Raw genomic sequence first — 16,313 nt, 5'->3', positions numbered from 1 at the left:
TCATGACGACAGCCCCTGCGCTGATCCCGGAACTCGACGACATCGTTCGCCGCGGCGACCCCAAGCGCCGCGCCGAGGCCGCACGGCGGCTCGGCGAGCTGTTCCTGCAGGGCGCCGGGAGCTTTCGCCCCGACCATATCGACCTGTTCGACGGGGTGCTGACCAGCCTGGTCCCGCATGCAGAGTTCGCGGCACGGATCGATCTCGCCGAACGGCTCGCGCCCCTCGCCAATGCGCCGCGGCACCTGGTCGGGCAACTCGCCCGTGAGGATGACGTCGCGATCGCAGGCCCGCTGCTGCGCAAATCACCCGTCATCGACGATTCCGTGCTGGTCGAGATCGCCAATGCCAAGGGCCAGGGTCATCTGCTTGCGATGGCCGAGCGGTCAAGGCTTTCGACCGCACTGACCGATGTCATCATCCGTCGCGGCGATCGCGACGTGATCCGATGCGCCGCCGGCAATGCCGGCGCCGCGTTCTCCGACGATTCCTTTGCGACGCTGGTGCGTCGCGCCGGCCAGGACGGCGTGCTGACGCTGAGGATCGGACGCCGCGACGATCTTCCGCCCGAACATTTGAAGAGCCTGCTGGCCGGCTCGATCGACGTGATCCGCCGTCGGTTGCATAGCGTCGCCAAGCCGGAGCGGCAGGCCGAGATCAAGCTGGCGATGAACGAGATCGAAGGTGTCGTCGCTGAGGTCGTCGGCCGCGATTTCGCAGCCGCGCAGCGCGCGATCCTGGCGCTGCATCGCGCCGGCGAATTGAACGAGGCCGCGGTGGCAGGCTTCGCAAAGGCGTTCAAATACGAGGAATGCGTGGCGGCGCTCGCCGCGATGACCGGCGTGAAGATCGTCACGCTCGACCGCCTGATCTCCGGCGATCGCTACGATCCGATCCTGATCGCCGGCAAGACGGTCGGCTTCGAATGGCCGACCGTGCGCGCCCTGATCCTGATGCGGCTCGGGCCCAACCGTGTGCCGTCGCCTGCCGATATCGAAGGTGCGCGCGTGAATTTCGTTCGCCTGATGCCGTCGACCGCGCAGCGCGTCGTGGATTTCTGGAAGTCGCGGTAGACACCCCAACAAGCTCTTGATTCCGTCATCCCCGCGCAACGGCTTTGCCGTTGTCGTTGGAGGAGCGCGCTTTTGCGCGCGTCTCGAAGGATGCACGGCCACAGTCGGGCCGTCGACCCATCGAGACGGCCGCGTTGCGGCCTCCTCAGGGTGACGGTACCAGCAAAACACCTCGCAAACGCAAAGCGTTCCGCTATGCTTTCGGCAAGGCGCGACACAGTGCCAATTGGGAGATCGCCATGCTGACGGACGCCGACATCCAATCGCACGCCGCGCGGATCCGCGACGACGGATACACGGTGATCGAGCGCGCCGCCTCGCCGGAGCTGGTCGAGGGATTGAAAGCGGCGGTGCTGCGGATCGAGAGCGAGCACAATCTCGCACCCGCCAGGACGTCGTTCGAGGGCTTCAAGACGCTGCGCATCAACAACCTCCTGACCTATGACGATCTGTTCTGGGAGGTGCCGCTGCATGAGAACGTGCTGCCGGTGGTCGAACGCGTGCTGGACAAGGAATGCCTGCTGTCGTCGTTCTGCTCGCTGGTGCTCGGTCCGGGCCAGGAGGCGCAGCCGATTCATGAAGACACCCAGTTGATCCCGCTGCCGCGGCCGCACATTCCGATCACGATCAATGCGATCTGGGCACTGTCGGATTTCCGCGATGACAACGGCGCGACGCGGATCGTTCCGCGCAGCCACACATTCGATTCGTCGCCGGAATACGGCAAGGATTACGACGCCGTCACCGCGACGATGCCTGAAGGCAGCGTAATGCTGTTCGACAGCGCGCTGTGGCACGGCGGCGGCGCCAACGCCAGCGACGCCAGGCGCTTTGCGTTCTCCTGCGCCTATTGCTGGGGCTGGATGCGGCAGCAGGAAAATTTGCAGCTCGGGATTCCGCGCGAGACCGCGGCGCGCTTTCCGCGCCGCCTGCAGGAATTGTGCGGCTACAGCGTCTACAAGGGCCAGTTCGGCCACATCGACAATCACGATCCGATCGAGCTGCTCGGTCGCGAGCGCGGCAAGCGCATGGTGTGGGAGGCGACCGACGTCAGGAAGGCGCGGCTGGCCAACCAATAGTCCGCGTCAGAGTCTGCGAAATCGCAGATACGCCGCCTTGCGCCCTTCGCGCTCGGCCTTGGCGCCGTAGCGCGTCATCGTGTAGTTGGGCCAAGGCTGCTGCCAGTCGATCGCACGCTCGGCGAGCCAGGCAAAGTCGGGCGAGCGCATCAGATGTGCGAGCGTCCAGGCGCAATAATCGTCGATGTCGCTGACGAAGCGGAATTCGCCGCCCGGCGGCAGCAATCGTGTCATTGCAGCGACCGTTGCATCCTGCACGAAGCGCCGCTTCCAGTGCCGCCGCTTCGGCCAGGGATCGGGATGGATCAGGTCGATGCGCGCCAGCGCGCGTGGCGGTGCCCAGGCCAACAGCTCGGCCGCGTCGCCGGCGAACAGGCGGATGTTGCCGACATTCTGCGCCTCGATCTGGGTCAGGATCTTCGCCATGCCGTTGACATAGGGCTCGCAGCCGACGAAGCCCGTCGCCGGAAATGCCTGCGCTTCCGCGATCAGATGCTCGCCGCCGCCGAAGCCGATCTCGAGCCTGACATCCCCGATCCCGTCATCGAACAATTCGGTCAGCGTTTCAGGCGCGGGAGCCGAGATGTCGACTGCCAGATGCGGCAGTAGCGTGTCGATCAGGTCGGCCTGGTGCGCGCGCAGCTTGTGACCCTTGCGCCGCCCGAAGAACGAGCCGCGCGAATGTGCCATCGCGCCGTCGTCGGATGGATCACGATCATTGTCGTCAGGCGCAGATATCATCGCAGCGTTTGATAGAGGCGGTGGAGCAGCCGCGCGCGCGGCTCGATCGACGAGACATAGAGCTGCTCGTAGTGGATATGCGCGCCCTTGCCGTCGACGCCGAGACCGTCGAGCGTTGCGGTATGCGGCGCGGTGAAATTGCCGTCGGAGCCGCCGCCGGTGAAGACATCGAGCAGCTCGAAGCCGAGTTCGGCGGCAAGCTCCCTGGCATGTTCGTAAAGCGCGGCGCCGGCGTTGCTCTTCTCGTAGGGCGGACGGTTCAATTCGCCTGTCACCTTCACGCCGACGCCCTCGGTGCGCGAGGTGATTCCGAGGATCTTCGGCACCAGCTCGTCGGCGTCGGCGATGGTCGGCACGCGCAGATCGACTTCCGCATAGGCCTCCTCGGCGATCACGTTCGGCTTGGTGCCGCCGCGGACGACGCCGACATTGACGGTGATGCCGCGCTTGAGATCGTTCATCGCCTCCAGCGCCAGGATCACGTGGCCGAGCTCCCGGATCGCGCTGCGGCCGTCCTCGGGGCGCGTGCCGGCATGCGCCGGTGCGCCCTTGATATGCACGTCGAAGCGCGCGACGCCCTTGCGTCCGGTGACGATCTTGCCGCCGTCCCGCGCGGGCTCGGTCACCAGCACATATTTGGCCTTGCGGCCCTCGGCCTCGATCAGCGCCCGCGAGGTCGGGCTGCCGATCTCTTCGTCCGAGACGTAGAGCTGGGTGATGCCGAGCGGGCGCGCGTCAGCGGCGCAAATCTGCCGGAACGCATGATAGGCGAGATAGGCACCGCCCTTCATGTCGTAGATGCCGGGGCCGAACGCGCTGTCGCCTTCGATCTTGAATGGTAACCGGTCGATGAATCCCATCGGATGAACTGTATCGAGATGGCTCAGCACCAGAATGCCAGGTGCGTCCTGCCCCCAGGACGAGCGTGCGACCAAATGATCGCCGCAGCCGTCACGTCCGGCAATGCGCTCGACGGTGGCCGGCAGGTCGCGATATTCAGAGGCCACGAGATCAGCCAGTCTGTTGACCTGATCCGGCCGCTCCGTCGGAGACTCGATCTCGACCCAGCGGCGAATGCCGTCGAGAATCGACGTGGTTTCGAACGGGTTGCTGGACATGTTGTTGTTGCTGCCTGTGAATTCGCTTTGTCATTCAGCGCACGCGAGCATGATCCGGAAAACTGCGAAGCGGTTTTCTGAAAGACCGTGCTCAAACAACGAGCTAAGGCGCGACGACTGATCGCGCCTTAGCGTGCGCCGGAATGACATATTCCAGATTTGACGATCTCTCAAACGGATATGGCCGGATCAGGCCTGTTCGGACGCCTCGCGCGCCGCGATCTGCTCCACCAGCTCGACGATGCTGCGGCGGAGCTTGGCGTCGGCGATGCGCGTGAAGGCGCGGGTCAGGGCCAGGCCCTCTGCGGTTGCCAGAAAATCGGAGACATAGCTCGGCGAGGCGCCCTCGCTGAAGCCGTTCTCGGTCCTGACGCCACTTGGGCCGCCGTCGAACAGGAAGGAGACCGGCACCTGCAGGATTTCGGAGATCTGCTGCAGCCGGCTGGCGCCAACGCGGTTGGTGCCCTTCTCGTATTTCTGCACCTGCTGGAACGTCAGCCCTAACGCCTCGCCCAGTTTCTCCTGACTCATGCCGAGCATGATGCGTCGCATGCGGACGCGGCTGCCGACATATTTGTCAACAGGATTGGGCGCTTTGGTGGACATTTCCAACTCTCCTAAGGGATTGCGCGCCCGTGGCTGAGGCAAGTTGGAAGTGGAGTATGCCTCAGGCGCCGGTGCCGTCAAATCCTGCAAGGAGGATCGGGACGAAATGCGGACAATTTGCGCAAAGGGGCTGACTTGGCTTGTGATTTCGCGTGGACCCGTACAATGCGAAGTGCACGGTCGATCTGTCAACTGGTGGAATCGCGCTGAGGTAAATTTCGACACTTTTTCGGGTTCGGCGACAACTGCCGATATGCGTGGTCAGGCTTTTCGCCTCACAAAACGGCGCCGCAGCACGAACGCCAGCGCTGTGATCACAATCACAGCGGCGGGGGTGTTCCCGATGCGCGCATAGATCGTCGGCGGCAGGGCCGTGGGCAGGCCGGCATCGAGCACGCCTTCGATGCCGAGCCCAAGCTGCGCGACGATCCGGCCAACCGGGTCGATGATGGCCGAGACGCCCGTATTGGCGGCACGCACCATCGGCAGGCCTTCCTCGATCGAGCGCAGCCGGGCCTGCTGCAGGTGCTGATAGGGGCCGGTCGAGATTCCGAACCAGCCGTCATTTGTGACATTGACGATCCAGCCGGGACGGTCATCGCGGCTCACCACATTGCCGGGAAAGATCGCCTCGTAGCAGATCAGGGGCAAAGCGCGTGGCGCATTCGGAATGTCGAGGGTCCGGCGGATGGTGCCCGGAATGTAGCCGCCCTGCATCTTGGTCAGCTGCTCGAAGCCGAGCTTCTCCATCCAGTCCTGGAACGGCAGATATTCGCCGAACGGCACCAGATGCAGCTTGTCGTAGACCGCGAGCACGCTGCCATCATAGTCGATGACGTAGATCGAATTGTAGGCGCGCGTGACGCGGACGCCGGGCGGCAGATCGGGCGCACGCACCGAACCCGTGATCAGCACGGTTCCCTTTGGCAGCAGGTCGGCAATCTGCGCCATCGCATCGGCTTCCTTGGTCAGGAAGAACGGAAACGCGGATTCCGGCCAGATCAGGATGGTGGAATCGCTCACGCCTGTGGAGTGCGGCCCCGAGGCCCGATCCGACAGTGTGAGATATTTCTGCATCACCGCCGCCTTGGCGGAGTAGTTGAACTTGGCGTCCTGCTGCAAATCGGGCTGCATGATGCGGAGCTTGACGCCGTCGACCATCCTGGTCGGCTCCTGCGTGAGGCGGACCGCGCCGAACGCCAGCATCGCCGCCAGAACAAGCACGGCTGCGACCGGTGCGCGCCACGGCTTGCGGCCCCGTGAGGCGCCGTCGATCAGCACGGCCGGGCTTGCGAAGATTGCGACCGCCAGGAACGTCATGCCCCACAACCCGATCAGCGACGCGGTCTGGGCGAGCGCCAATGGTTCGGTCAGCGCGTAGCCGAACGCATTCCACGGAAAGCCGCTCAGGAGATGACCGCGCAGCCACTCCGATATCGTCAGGCTGATCGCGAGCGCCAGCACGCGCGAGGCGTCGCGCGGCCAGATCAGCCGCGCCAGCGCGAAACCGAAGGCGGTGAACAACGCGAGATAGGCCGGCAGGCCGAGCACGGCGAACGGCGTCAGCCAGGCGAAGGTCTGCGCATCGACGAAGAACGCATAGCCGATCCAGTACAGGCCCGGCACGAAATAGCCGAGGCCGAACCAGAAGCCGGACAGCGCCGCCGCGGGCACGCCGCGCCAGCGTCCGGCAGCAGCGCCGTCGATCAGCCAGACCGCGATGGAGAAGGTCAAAAAAAGAACCGGCCAGGCGTTGAACGGCGCCATCGCCAGCGACGACAACGCGCCGGCCGTGAGCGCGAGGACGGCGCGCTTCCACCCCCAGGTCAGGATGACCGCAAGGCCGATCGATCGGAGCCGGTCGGAGAGCCTCACTGCGGTCCGGCTCCCTCGCCGGGCGGCGGCAAATTGTCATTCGCCTGTGGCGTTCCGGAGTCCGGGGTCTGCTCGCGGCGCCGCTCGCGCTCCTTGCGCGGCGTCGGCCGCTCCTTGCGCGCGCTGATTCGCACCCGTTTGACCCGCCGCGGATCGGCGTCGAGCACCTCGACCTCGTAATTGCCGGGCCCCGAGATCACCTCGCCGCGCACCGGCAGGCGGCCGACGAACGACACCAGATAGCCGCCGAGCGTCTCGACCTCCTCGCCGGCCTCGCCGATCACGAAATCCTCGCCGATCACCGAGCGGACATCGTCGAGGCTGGCGCGCGCGTCGGCGATGAAGGAGTTGTCGGCCTGGCGAACGATCGACGGCGGCTCGTCCGAATCGTGCTCGTCGTCGATCTCGCCGACGATCTGCTCGACGATATCCTCGATCGACACCAGCCCGTCGGTGCCGCCATATTCGTCGACCACCAGCGCGAGATGGATGCGCGAGGCCTGCATCTGCGCCAAGAGGTCGATCGCGCGCATCGACGGCGGGATGTAGAGCAGCTTGCGGATGATATTGGCGTCCGCCAGCGGCAACGCGAGATCGACCGTGCGCAGGTCGAGGCCCGCCGGGAACGGCTTCTTGCGCCGCGTCTTGGTCGCATCGGTGACCCGCGCCTTCGCGGTCATGAAGGCGAGCAAATCGCGGATGTGCACCATACCCTCGGGATCGTCGAGGGTTTCGTTGTAGACGACGAGCCGCGAATGCGCCGCGCTCTCGAACAGGCTCATCAATTCGCCGAGCGGAATGTCGCGCTTGACTGCGACGATGTCGGCGCGGTGCACCATGACGTCGGCGATCCGCCGCTCGTTCAGCGACAGGATGTTGCGCAGCATCGTGCGCTCGATCGCCGAGAAGCCGACATCGTCGGGCGTCGAGGCGTCGAGCACCACCTGCAGGTCGTCGCGCACCGAGCCGGCCTTCCAGCCGAACAGCGTGCGAATCGCGCGCACCAGCCAGCCTTCGGCGGCGGGACGCTGCACCTCGCCTTCGTGCACGACGGCGGGCAGGTTGCCCACGTTGCGCGGATTGTCGTGCGTTGGTTCGGAATCCGGCATGTCAGGCGGTCCGATCCGCATAGGGGTCGGGAATGCCGAGAGAGGAGAGGATCTCGCGCTCGAGCGCCTCCATGTCCTCGGCATCGTCGTCGTTCTCGTGGTCGTAACCGATCAGATGCAGGAAGCCATGCACCGCGAGATGGCTCAAATGATGGTCGAACGGTTTCTGTTCTTCATCGGCCTCCCGCCGCGTCGTCTCGTAGGCGATCGCGATATCGCCGAGCATCCGCGGGGCATCGTCCTCGCCGCCGGCGCCTTCGGGCTGCAGCGCCGGAAACGACAGCACGTTGGTCGGCTTGTCGATGCTGCGCCAGTTGGCGTTCAGCGTGCGGATGCCGGCGTCGTCGGTCAGCATCACTGCAAGCTCGGCGTCTGCGACATCGGCATCGGCGATCGCGGCGGCAGCCTCGATCGCGCGATGGATCACCGCGTCGGCGTCGGGCTCGGCCTGCCAGCAGTCGGCGGTGACGAGAACCTCGGTTGCAGGAAGAGCAGACACGGTCGTTTCAAAATCTGCGTTATGGCCGGAACCCGCGTCGTGCGGGCTCGCGGCCGAAGCTATTGGTCTCAAGATCTGGCGTTTGCCGGCTTTTGCGGCAATCCCTCATAGGCGGCCACGATGCGCGCCACCAATTCATGGCGGATGACGTCCTCGGCCTTGAAATGCACCTGGGCAATGCCCTCGACGCCATCGAGCAGCTTCACGGCTTCCGTGAGCCCCGAAGCCTGGCCATGCGGCAGGTCGACCTGCGACGGGTCGCCGGTGACGATCATCCGGCTGTTCTCGCCAAGACGTGTCAAGAACATCTTCATCTGCATCGTCGTGGTGTTCTGCGCCTCGTCGAGGATGATGGCGGCATTGGTCAGGGTGCGGCCGCGCATGAAGGCGAGCGGCGCGATCTCGATCTCGTTGCCCTGCAGCGCGCGTTCGACCACGCGGGCATCCATCAGATCGTACAGCGCGTCGTAGATCGGGCGCAGATACGGATCGACTTTCTCCTTGAGGTCGCCGGGCAGGAAGCCGAGCCGCTCGCCGGCCTCGACCGCGGGCCGGGTCAGGATGATGCGATCGACCTCCTTGCGCTCGAACAATTGCGCCGCATGAGCGACCGCGAGCCAGGTCTTGCCGGTGCCGGCCGGACCGACGCCGAACACCAGCTCGTGCCGCTTCAGCGCGCGGATGTAGGAGTCCTGCGCCGCGGTGCGGGCGCGCACCGGACGCTTGCGCAGATTGATGGTCTCGAATGTCGGCTTGGCGGTCTTGTTGTCGAACTCGAACAACGATCCCTGTGCGATCACGGCGCGGATCGCGCCTTCGACCTCGCCCTGATCGAGATCGTGGCCCTCGACGGCCTGCGCATAGAGCGTCTCGAGCACGCGCCGCGCGGCGTCGCAGCCGTCGCGGGAGCCTGCGATGGTGAGGTGATTGCCGCGGGAATCGACCACGACGCCGAGCCGCCGCTCGATCAGCGCCAGATTCTGTCCGTAGGGGCCGACCAGTCCGGATGCGGCGCGGTTGTCGTCGAAATCGATGACGACCTGGGTCTCAGGTGGAATTTGCATGTCGCGGTCAGGTTTGCGGCTGGGAGCAAGCGAAGGCGAATCCGATGCGCTTTTGGGCAAGGATTTCAGGCTCCAATGGTCTGCGAAATGAAATTTGGTGCGGCTGTCGTCGCCAGCTCGCCGATCAGGCTGTAACGCTCGAGGCTGTCGATCCTCACGGAGCGGACCTGGCCGATAATGTCGGGCGATGCCATCACGTGGGCGGGCTGCAAATAGGCGGTACGGCCGACGATCTGGCCCGGATTGCGCGCGGCGCGCTCGAACAGCACTTCCACCGTCGTGCCGATCGCGGCCCGGTTGAAGGCCGACTGCTGGCTGTCGATCAGTTCCTGAAGCCGCCCCAAGCGTTCGTCCATCTCGGCTGCTGACACCGTCTCCCGCATCTCCGCCGCCGGCGTGCCCGGCCGTGGCGAATACTTGAATGAATATGCCGCAGCGTACCCGATTTGCGTGACAAGCGCGAGAGTGGCGGAAAATTCTTCCTCAGTCTCTCCGGGGAAGCCCACGATAAAATCTGATGAAAAAGCAATGTCTTGCCGCGCGGCACGGAACCGGTCGATGACACGCCGGTAGTCATCGGCGGTATGTTTGCGGTTCATGGCCGCGAGGATACGGTCCGCCCCCGATTGCACCGGCAGGTGCACGAACGGCATCAGCTCGGGCAAATCGCGATGTGCCGCGATCAGTTCGTCGTCGACGTCGCGGGGATGGCTGGTCGAATAGCGCAGCCGTGTGACGCCGGGAATGGTGGCGAGCCGCTGCAACAATTTGCCGAGCGGCCAGACGCGGCCATCGGGACCCTCGCCGTGATAGGCGTTGACGTTTTGTCCGATCAGCGTGAATTCGCGCACGCCGTTGTCGGCGAGCTGCTTGACGTCGTCGATGATCCTGGCGACCGGACGCGAGACTTCCGCGCCGCGCGTATAGGGCACCACGCAGAAGGTGCAGAACTTGTCGCAACCTTCCTGCACCGTGACGAAGGCGGAGATGCCGCGGGCGCGGATCGCCTCCGGCTTCGGCTGCGGCAGGAAGCCGAACTTGTCCTCGACCGGGAATTCGGTTTCCAGCGCGCGGCCGTTTTGTTTGGCGCGCTTCAGCAGTGCGGGCAGATGATGATAGCTCTGCGGCCCGACCACGATGTCGACGGTCGGCGCACGATGGATGATCTCGGCGCCCTCGGCCTGCGCGACGCAGCCGGCAACCGCGATCTTCATCTCGCGGCCCTGGCGCGCGGCCTCATCCTTGGCGACCCTGAGCCGCCCAAGCTCGGAATAGACCTTCTCCGACGCCTTCTCGCGAATGTGGCAGGTGTTGAGGATCACGAGGTCGGCGTCGTCAGCGCTCGCGGTCTCGACAAAGCCCTCGCTGGCCAGCGTGTCCACCATGCGCTGCGCATCGTAGACGTTCATCTGGCAGCCATAGGACTTGATGTGCAGCTTGCGCGGCGTCGTCATGGAACCCTGAATGCGGAAAGGAAACGGCGCCGTCGGGGCGCCGGGGCTGAAATATAGCCTAAACCGGCGAAAAGCCAGCGGTCCAACCCGTCATTCCGGGATGGTCCGAAGGACCAGACCCGGAATCTCGAGATTCCGGGTTCGCTCCCTACGGTCGCGCCCCGGAATGACGGAGTGGGCTCAGCCGGCGATCTGGACTTCAGCCCCGATTCTAGCGATCAAATCGGGCAATTGGCGCATATCGGCGAATGTGACGGCGGCGCCGGCCTGACGCAGCAGGTCCTCATGATCAGCCGTGCAATGGCTGCCGCCGTGGAAACCGAGCACGGTCATCCCGGCGGCGCGGGCGCCGGTGACGCCGGCCACGCTGTCCTCGATCACGACGCAGCGCGAAGGGCTCGCGCCCATCTGGGCGGCCGCGAACAGGAAGAGATCGGGCGCTGGCTTGCCGCGTTTGACCTGCGTGGCGGAGAAGATATGCGGCGCGAGCTGGTCGTAGAGCCCGGCGCAGGTCAGGCCGTGATGGATCTTTTCCGGCGTGCCGCTCGACGCCACGCATTTCGGCAAATCGAGCGCGGCGATCGCGTCGCCGACATGCGCGATGGCGCTGAGATCGTCGGCATAGAGACTGAGTGTCGCATGCTTGACCTCGGCCTCGAAGGTGTCGGGCAACGCACGGCCGATTTCACTCTCCACGATCCGCCGTGCCTCGCGGTCGGAGACGCCGAGGAAACGCTTCAGCACGCCATCCGGCGTGATCGGAAAGCCGTGACGGGTCAGCGTTTCCGCATGCGCACGACAGGAGATCACCTCGCTGTCGACCAGCACGCCGTCGCAATCGAAGATGACGAGATCGAAGCCCACCCGGTTTACGACTTGCTGTCTTCGTCGAGCGGGACGCAATAAAGCTCGAGACGGTGATCGACCAGCTTGTAGCCGAGCTTGCGCGCGATCTCGGCCTGCAGCTTCTCGATTTCCTCGGAGGTGAACTCGATCACCTTGCCGTCGCGCAGGTTGATCAGGTGGTCGTGATGGCTCTCGGGCATCTGCTCGTAGCGCGCGCGGCCCTCGCGGAAGTCGTGACGCTCGATGATGCCGGCGTCCTCGAACAGCTTGACGGTGCGATAGACCGTCGAGATCGAGATCTTGTCGTCGACCGCGACGCAGCGACGGTACAGCTCCTCGACATCAGGGTGATCCATGGCCTCCGCCAGCACCCGCGCAATCACGCGGCGCTGTTCGGTCATGCGCATACCGGTCGCGGCGCAGCGCGCCTCGATGCCGGTATTTTTATGCGCGGGCGGGATTTTCACCGTGGTCATGGGTTTCGGCCGTATTCTTCAAACCTTGGGTGGCAGAGCGGGGCCTTTTCTGCCATCGCGCGGATGTTACGACAAGTCGCGCCGCATCAGAAGCGCGTTCAAATGTTCCCCGCCGGGCTGCTTGTAATAGCGTTCGCGGCGGCCGATCACGCCGAATCCGGCCCTTTCATAGAGCCGCCGCGCCGGCTGATTGTTCTCTTCCACCTCGAGGAAGATGGTGCGGATGCCGCGGCCGGCAAGGTGGCCGAGATGGGTCAAGAGCAGGTCGCGCGACAGGCCGCGCCCGCGCTGATTGGAATCGATCGCAATCGACAGGATTTCCGCTTCGTCCGCCGCCATCCGCGACACGGCAAAGCCGATCACCTTGCGCCCCTGCCGCAGCCGGTGCACCAGCGTGTTGCGCTCGGTCAGCATCGCCTCGAATTCGCCTTCGCCCCAGCCGCGGTGAAACGACGCGCCGTGCAATTGCGCGAGCCGCGCCGCGTCACGCAGGGATGCGGGCTCGACCGCGGGCGTGCCGCCGCCCCACCATCGTGACAGCCAGCCGGTCATGTCGATGGCGGCGTGCTGACTTCGAGGCGATCCTTCGGCGGCTTCGCGTCGGGTGCGCGCAGATAGAACGGCCGCGGTGGTGCAGTGTCGGGATCGACGGCCGCGCCGACCCAGGCAACCCAGGTAATGTCAGGCGCTGGCTGCCTGTCGACCTTGACCGGCGGCGTGGCGTCCGCAGGCCAGCGCTCGGCAAGGATATTGGCGGCGTTGCCGACCAGATGCAGCGCGCCGAACTGTGCGGCCTCGAGCGCTTCCGCGATCGGCGCAACCTTTGGCTTGAGCATCAAGCTGCCGTCGCCGCCCACCAGCTGGAAATAGACGTGGTCGTGCCGCGCATCGATCGCCGACAGGATCGCGTGCTCGCCATTCTCGGCAACCACGGGCGCGGCGTAGGCCGCGAGCGTCGACAGCCCGACCGCCGGCTTTTCCGCTGACAGCGCGAGGCCACGCGCTGCCGAGAGGCCGACGCGGAGGCCTGTGAAACTGCCGGGGCCGGTGGTGACGGCGATGCGGTCAAGCCCTGCAAAGCCGATGCCGCTCTCTTTCATCACCCGAGCGATCAGCGGCATCAGCGCCTCGGCATGGCCGCGCTGCATCGCCTGGGATTCGATGGCGATGGTATTGCCTGAGGTGGTGTCGAGCACCGCCGCGGAGCAGGCGTCGAGCGCGGTATCGATCGCGAGAATCATCATGGGAGGGCGAATAGCGAATAGGGAATGGCGAATTGGCAATTACAGGAGAACGCTATTTGCCATTCGCAACGCGCCATTCGCCGCTCCATCACATCGGCCGGACTTCCTGCACGTCGGGCACGAAGTGCCGGAGCAGGTTCTGGATGCCGTGTTGCAGGGTTGCGGTCGATGAGGGGCAGCCGGCGCAGGAGCCCTTCATGTTGAGATAGACGATGCCGTCCTTGAAGCCGCGGAAGGTGATGTCGCCGCCGTCATTGGCGACCGCGGGACGCACGCGGGTCTCGATCAGGTCCTTGATCTGCTCGACGGTCTCGGCGTCTGCCTCGTCGAAGAACTCGTCTTCCTCGTCGCGCGCGTCGTCGCTGCCAGCGGTGCCGTCGGCGAGCAGCGGCGCGCCGGACATGTAGTGCTCCATGATGGCGCCGAGGATCGCGGGCTTGAGGTGCTGCCAGTCGCCGTCCGCCTTCGTCACGGTGACGAAGTCGGCGCCGTAGAACACGCCGGTGACGCCGGAAACGGCGAACAGCCGTTCGGCGAGCGGCGAGCGCGCGGCGGATTCCGGCGATGAGAATTCCATGGTGCCGCTGTCGAGCACCGTGCGGCCCGGAATGAACTTCAGGGTGGCGGGATTGGGCGTGGCTTCGGTCTGGATGAACATTTGCTGTCTCCGGCGTCGCCGGTTCAAGGCCGGCGCGTTGGGTTCCGTTATAGCGTTTTCGAGCGAATTGGTACCGGTTCGCGTGAAGAAAACGCGTCAAATCAAGGAGTCAGATGGCAATTAAAAAGCCCGCGATCAAGCCGCAAAACCGCGGTTCCGGGCCCGCATCCATGCTCTGGAGCGGTTTCGGGTCCGATAACGCTAGGACAGGGCGTCGATCTCGGCGTCGGTCAGGCCGCCGGGCACGATGGTCACCGGGATCGGGAACGCTCCCATGGTCTTGGCCATGGTGGTGATGATCGGCCCGGGCCCCTCGGCGCCCGGATTGGCCGCCAGCACCAGCATCGCGATATCGACGTCCTTGTCGATCACGTCGAGGATCTGCTCGGTCGGGTCGCCCTCCCGAATCACCCGCTCCGGGGTGATCGCGGCGATCCCGTTGGCGCGGCCGGCGGCGCGGTCGAGCGCCTCGTTGGCGGCCTCCTCGGCCTCCGCGCGCATGATGTCCGCCACCCCGAGCCATTGCTGGTTCTGGTCCTCGGTCTCGATCACCCGCAGCATCAGGACGCTGCCGCCGACCCGGATGGCCCACCGGCTGGCGTAATAGACCGCGCGATCCCATTCCGCCGTGTCGTCAACGATGACGAGGCATTTCGGCTTGTGACCTGTCTCGTAGCTTCGTCGCTGGGTGGTCATGCATCTCCCGGTGCTGGCCACGAGCATGATCCGGAGCCGGAGGCCGCGTCAGCGAAAAGTGTGAAGCGGTTTTCCGAACCAGATCATGCTCAAACAAGGCCCATGGTGCCACGGCGCGGCCGTTTCCGACAAGCGGCGTTGCAGCGTCGGAGCGCGTTCTAGCCCGTCCTATTCGTGAGAGTGCTTTTTTTAGTCCGATTGATGTGGCCGCACATCTGCTCTGACGAGGCGCGCGGGATTGCCTTCGGCTTTTCACCGCCTGACCGACCCGTACTTTGCAACGCGCTTGAGGTGTAGGTTGGGCGAACGGGGGGCGGACGCCCCGCCGGTCAAGGACCGAGAGGCAGCAGCGCGCCTGGCAAGCCGCGGATCAGGTCGGCTTCGGGACATGCCGCGGCAAACGCAAGGCGAATGCGGCTCGTGGTCTCGACGACACGGGCAGCGAGTTTCAAGAGACGAAGACGCAGCGTCGCGAACTCGGCTGTGGCCAATTCCCGGGCTTTGGGAATCGCGTCGCGCACGGTCAGCATCAGCCAATAAGCGGCGGTGTGGAGAACGAGGCGGACTTGATTGGCGAGCGCCGAACGGCAGCTGGTGCGATCGGAGGCGAGCTGTGTCTTATGCAGCTTGATCAGATTCTCGGCTTGGCCGCGCGCGCAATACAGGCTGTCGTAGATCCACTCGGCCGAGCCGACATCGAGGCTGGTGACGACGAAACGGATGTCGAGGCCGAGCATCGTCGCCTCAATACGGGCGACGGTACGCCGTTCGCGATCCCAGGACTTGGCCTTGTGGCGCGTCTCGGTATAGCCACGCAGAACCGGCAGGTTCTCGATGGCGCGTCGCGTGCGGATGTCGTCGGCGGCCTCGTCGAGTTTTCTGGCGAGCGGCTTGGTGCCGGACAGACCGAAGATGTAGTCGATGCCGTTGGTCTCGCACCACGCCATTGCCTCCGGCCGGGCATAGTGCCCGTCGCCACGGAACGTAATTCGCGTGTTGTGCCACCGCGTCCGGATATGCCGTATCAGGCGGCGCAGATGGGCACGCACCTCGACGCCGCCCGGCGTCTTGCCGGGCCGCAACACGACCGCCACGGGCCGGCTCTTCTCCGTGTCGTAGACGTGGATCGGCAGGAAGCAGCGTTCGTCATAATGAGCGTTGAACAGCGAGAGCTGCTGATGGCCGTGGACGACATCGCAGGTATCATCGATGTCGAGCGTGACGGATGCCGGCTCGCGCGGGTAGCTATCCATCCATGCGTCGACCAAAGTGTAGGTCAGTCGGATCACGTCGCGCAGGCGCGGAGCATTCTCCAGCCGCGACAGCGTCGGTTGGGAACACAGATCGCGACCCGTGTCCGGCAGCCGTCCGCAGGCCAGCTTGAATGCGGGATCGGACCGCAGATGATCGAGGTCGTCGGCGTCCTCGTAGCCGCAACAGATCGCGAACATGCGCGCGCGGAACATATCGACAAGGCTGTGCACGACCCGCGTCGGATCGCGCCGATCCGGGAACACCCGGGCCAAATTGTCGGCCAAGCCGAGACGCCGCTCGGCCATCGCCAGAAGCATCACGCCCCCGTTCGAGGTCAGCCGACCGCCATCGAAGGCAGCTGTGACTTTCTTGGCGTGAACGGCTGGAAACGAGAAGGGCAGAATCGTATCATCGGTCATGGCGGGCCTGGCGTTCGCGGTTGAGGTGATGGGGTTGGCTTTGCAACCGAATCCTACGCCGCATCAGCGCTTTACACCACGCTCGCCAGCCTCTCAGGCGCA

Annotated in this window: 17 protein-coding genes; 2 read left to right on the top strand and 15 right to left on the bottom strand. The window is 65.1% G+C overall.

The genetic code is table 11. From position 1 onward, the window contains the following. Window positions 1-2: 2 nt before the first annotated feature. Together HAP54_RS11215 and HAP54_RS11210 are read left to right on the top strand one after the other, a co-directional pair. Window positions 3-1,073, top strand: a complete 1,071-nt coding sequence (locus tag HAP54_RS11215) for a DUF2336 domain-containing protein (RefSeq protein WP_166299991.1) — start codon at window positions 3-5, stop codon at window positions 1,071-1,073. A 239-nt stretch (window positions 1,074-1,312) separates the two neighbouring features. Continuing rightward, a complete protein-coding gene (locus HAP54_RS11210; protein WP_166299989.1) occupies window positions 1,313-2,152 on the top strand; it encodes a phytanoyl-CoA dioxygenase family protein in 840 nt (279 codons plus the stop codon). 6 nt (window positions 2,153-2,158) lie between these two features. Here HAP54_RS11210 and HAP54_RS11205 read toward each other — a convergent pair whose 3' ends face one another. From HAP54_RS11205 to HAP54_RS11135, 15 genes are all read right to left on the bottom strand, one after another. Continuing rightward, complete coding sequence (locus HAP54_RS11205) at window positions 2,159-2,893, bottom strand: tRNA (guanine(46)-N(7))-methyltransferase TrmB (protein ID WP_166299987.1); 735 nt, start codon at window positions 2,891-2,893, stop codon at window positions 2,159-2,161. Beyond that, window positions 2,890-4,011 carry a M20 family metallopeptidase gene (locus HAP54_RS11200; RefSeq protein WP_166299985.1) on the bottom strand — a complete coding sequence of 374 codons (1,122 nt, stop codon included), beginning with the start codon at window positions 4,009-4,011 and terminating at the stop codon, window positions 2,890-2,892. Before HAP54_RS11200 ends, HAP54_RS11205 begins: the two co-directional genes overlap by 4 nt. Window positions 4,012-4,200: 189 nt before the next feature. Next, entirely contained in the window at window positions 4,201-4,617 is a 417-nt protein-coding gene (locus tag HAP54_RS11195) for a helix-turn-helix domain-containing protein (protein ID WP_029082430.1), read from the bottom strand. Window positions 4,618-4,878: 261 nt separating this feature from the next. Next, window positions 4,879-6,492 (bottom strand): apolipoprotein N-acyltransferase, encoded by a 1,614-nt coding sequence (lnt, locus tag HAP54_RS11190; RefSeq protein ID WP_166299983.1) that lies wholly within the window; start codon window positions 6,490-6,492, stop codon window positions 4,879-4,881. Continuing rightward, the gene (locus HAP54_RS11185) at window positions 6,489-7,601 is read right to left on the bottom strand and encodes a hemolysin family protein (RefSeq protein ID WP_166299981.1); all 1,113 of its coding nucleotides are present in this window, start codon (window positions 7,599-7,601) and stop codon (window positions 6,489-6,491) included. The genes lnt and HAP54_RS11185 overlap by 4 nt, the downstream gene beginning before the upstream one ends. Window position 7,602: 1 nt before the next feature. Next, complete coding sequence (ybeY, locus tag HAP54_RS11180) at window positions 7,603-8,100, bottom strand: rRNA maturation RNase YbeY (protein ID WP_029082427.1); 498 nt, start codon at window positions 8,098-8,100, stop codon at window positions 7,603-7,605. Window positions 8,101-8,168: 68 nt separating this feature from the next. Further along, the gene (locus tag HAP54_RS11175) at window positions 8,169-9,164 is read right to left on the bottom strand and encodes a PhoH family protein (RefSeq protein ID WP_224741298.1); all 996 of its coding nucleotides are present in this window, start codon (window positions 9,162-9,164) and stop codon (window positions 8,169-8,171) included. A gap of 65 nt (window positions 9,165-9,229) precedes the next feature. Continuing rightward, on the bottom strand, window positions 9,230-10,618 hold the full coding sequence (gene miaB / locus HAP54_RS11170) for a tRNA (N6-isopentenyl adenosine(37)-C2)-methylthiotransferase MiaB (RefSeq protein ID WP_166299977.1): 1,389 nt from the start codon (window positions 10,616-10,618) through the stop codon (window positions 9,230-9,232). Between the two features lie 180 nt (window positions 10,619-10,798). Then, the gene (locus tag HAP54_RS11165; RefSeq protein WP_166299975.1) at window positions 10,799-11,482 is read right to left on the bottom strand and encodes an HAD family hydrolase; all 684 of its coding nucleotides are present in this window, start codon (window positions 11,480-11,482) and stop codon (window positions 10,799-10,801) included. A 5-nt stretch (window positions 11,483-11,487) separates the two neighbouring features. Then, window positions 11,488-11,940, bottom strand: a complete 453-nt coding sequence (locus HAP54_RS11160; protein WP_029082423.1) for a Fur family transcriptional regulator — start codon at window positions 11,938-11,940, stop codon at window positions 11,488-11,490. Window positions 11,941-12,006: 66 nt separating this feature from the next. Further along, window positions 12,007-12,492, bottom strand: a complete 486-nt coding sequence (gene rimI / locus HAP54_RS11155) for a ribosomal protein S18-alanine N-acetyltransferase (protein WP_166299973.1) — start codon at window positions 12,490-12,492, stop codon at window positions 12,007-12,009. Further along, on the bottom strand, window positions 12,489-13,184 hold the full coding sequence (tsaB, locus tag HAP54_RS11150) for a tRNA (adenosine(37)-N6)-threonylcarbamoyltransferase complex dimerization subunit type 1 TsaB (RefSeq protein ID WP_166299971.1): 696 nt from the start codon (window positions 13,182-13,184) through the stop codon (window positions 12,489-12,491). Before tsaB ends, rimI begins: the two co-directional genes overlap by 4 nt. A gap of 88 nt (window positions 13,185-13,272) precedes the next feature. Continuing rightward, the gene (locus HAP54_RS11145; RefSeq protein WP_092120642.1) at window positions 13,273-13,842 is read right to left on the bottom strand and encodes a NifU family protein; all 570 of its coding nucleotides are present in this window, start codon (window positions 13,840-13,842) and stop codon (window positions 13,273-13,275) included. A gap of 201 nt (window positions 13,843-14,043) precedes the next feature. After that, on the bottom strand, window positions 14,044-14,538 hold the full coding sequence (locus tag HAP54_RS11140; RefSeq protein ID WP_166299970.1) for a universal stress protein: 495 nt from the start codon (window positions 14,536-14,538) through the stop codon (window positions 14,044-14,046). 329 nt (window positions 14,539-14,867) lie between these two features. Continuing rightward, the gene (locus tag HAP54_RS11135) at window positions 14,868-16,211 is read right to left on the bottom strand and encodes an IS1380-like element ISBdi2 family transposase (protein ID WP_166204320.1); all 1,344 of its coding nucleotides are present in this window, start codon (window positions 16,209-16,211) and stop codon (window positions 14,868-14,870) included. Window positions 16,212-16,313 lie beyond the last annotated feature (102 nt).

This window comes from Bradyrhizobium sp. 2S1, assembly GCF_011516625.5.
GTDB classification, from domain to species: Bacteria; Pseudomonadota; Alphaproteobacteria; order Rhizobiales; family Xanthobacteraceae; genus Bradyrhizobium; species Bradyrhizobium septentrionale.
This window is presented reverse-complemented; position numbering and strand designations above follow the sequence as displayed.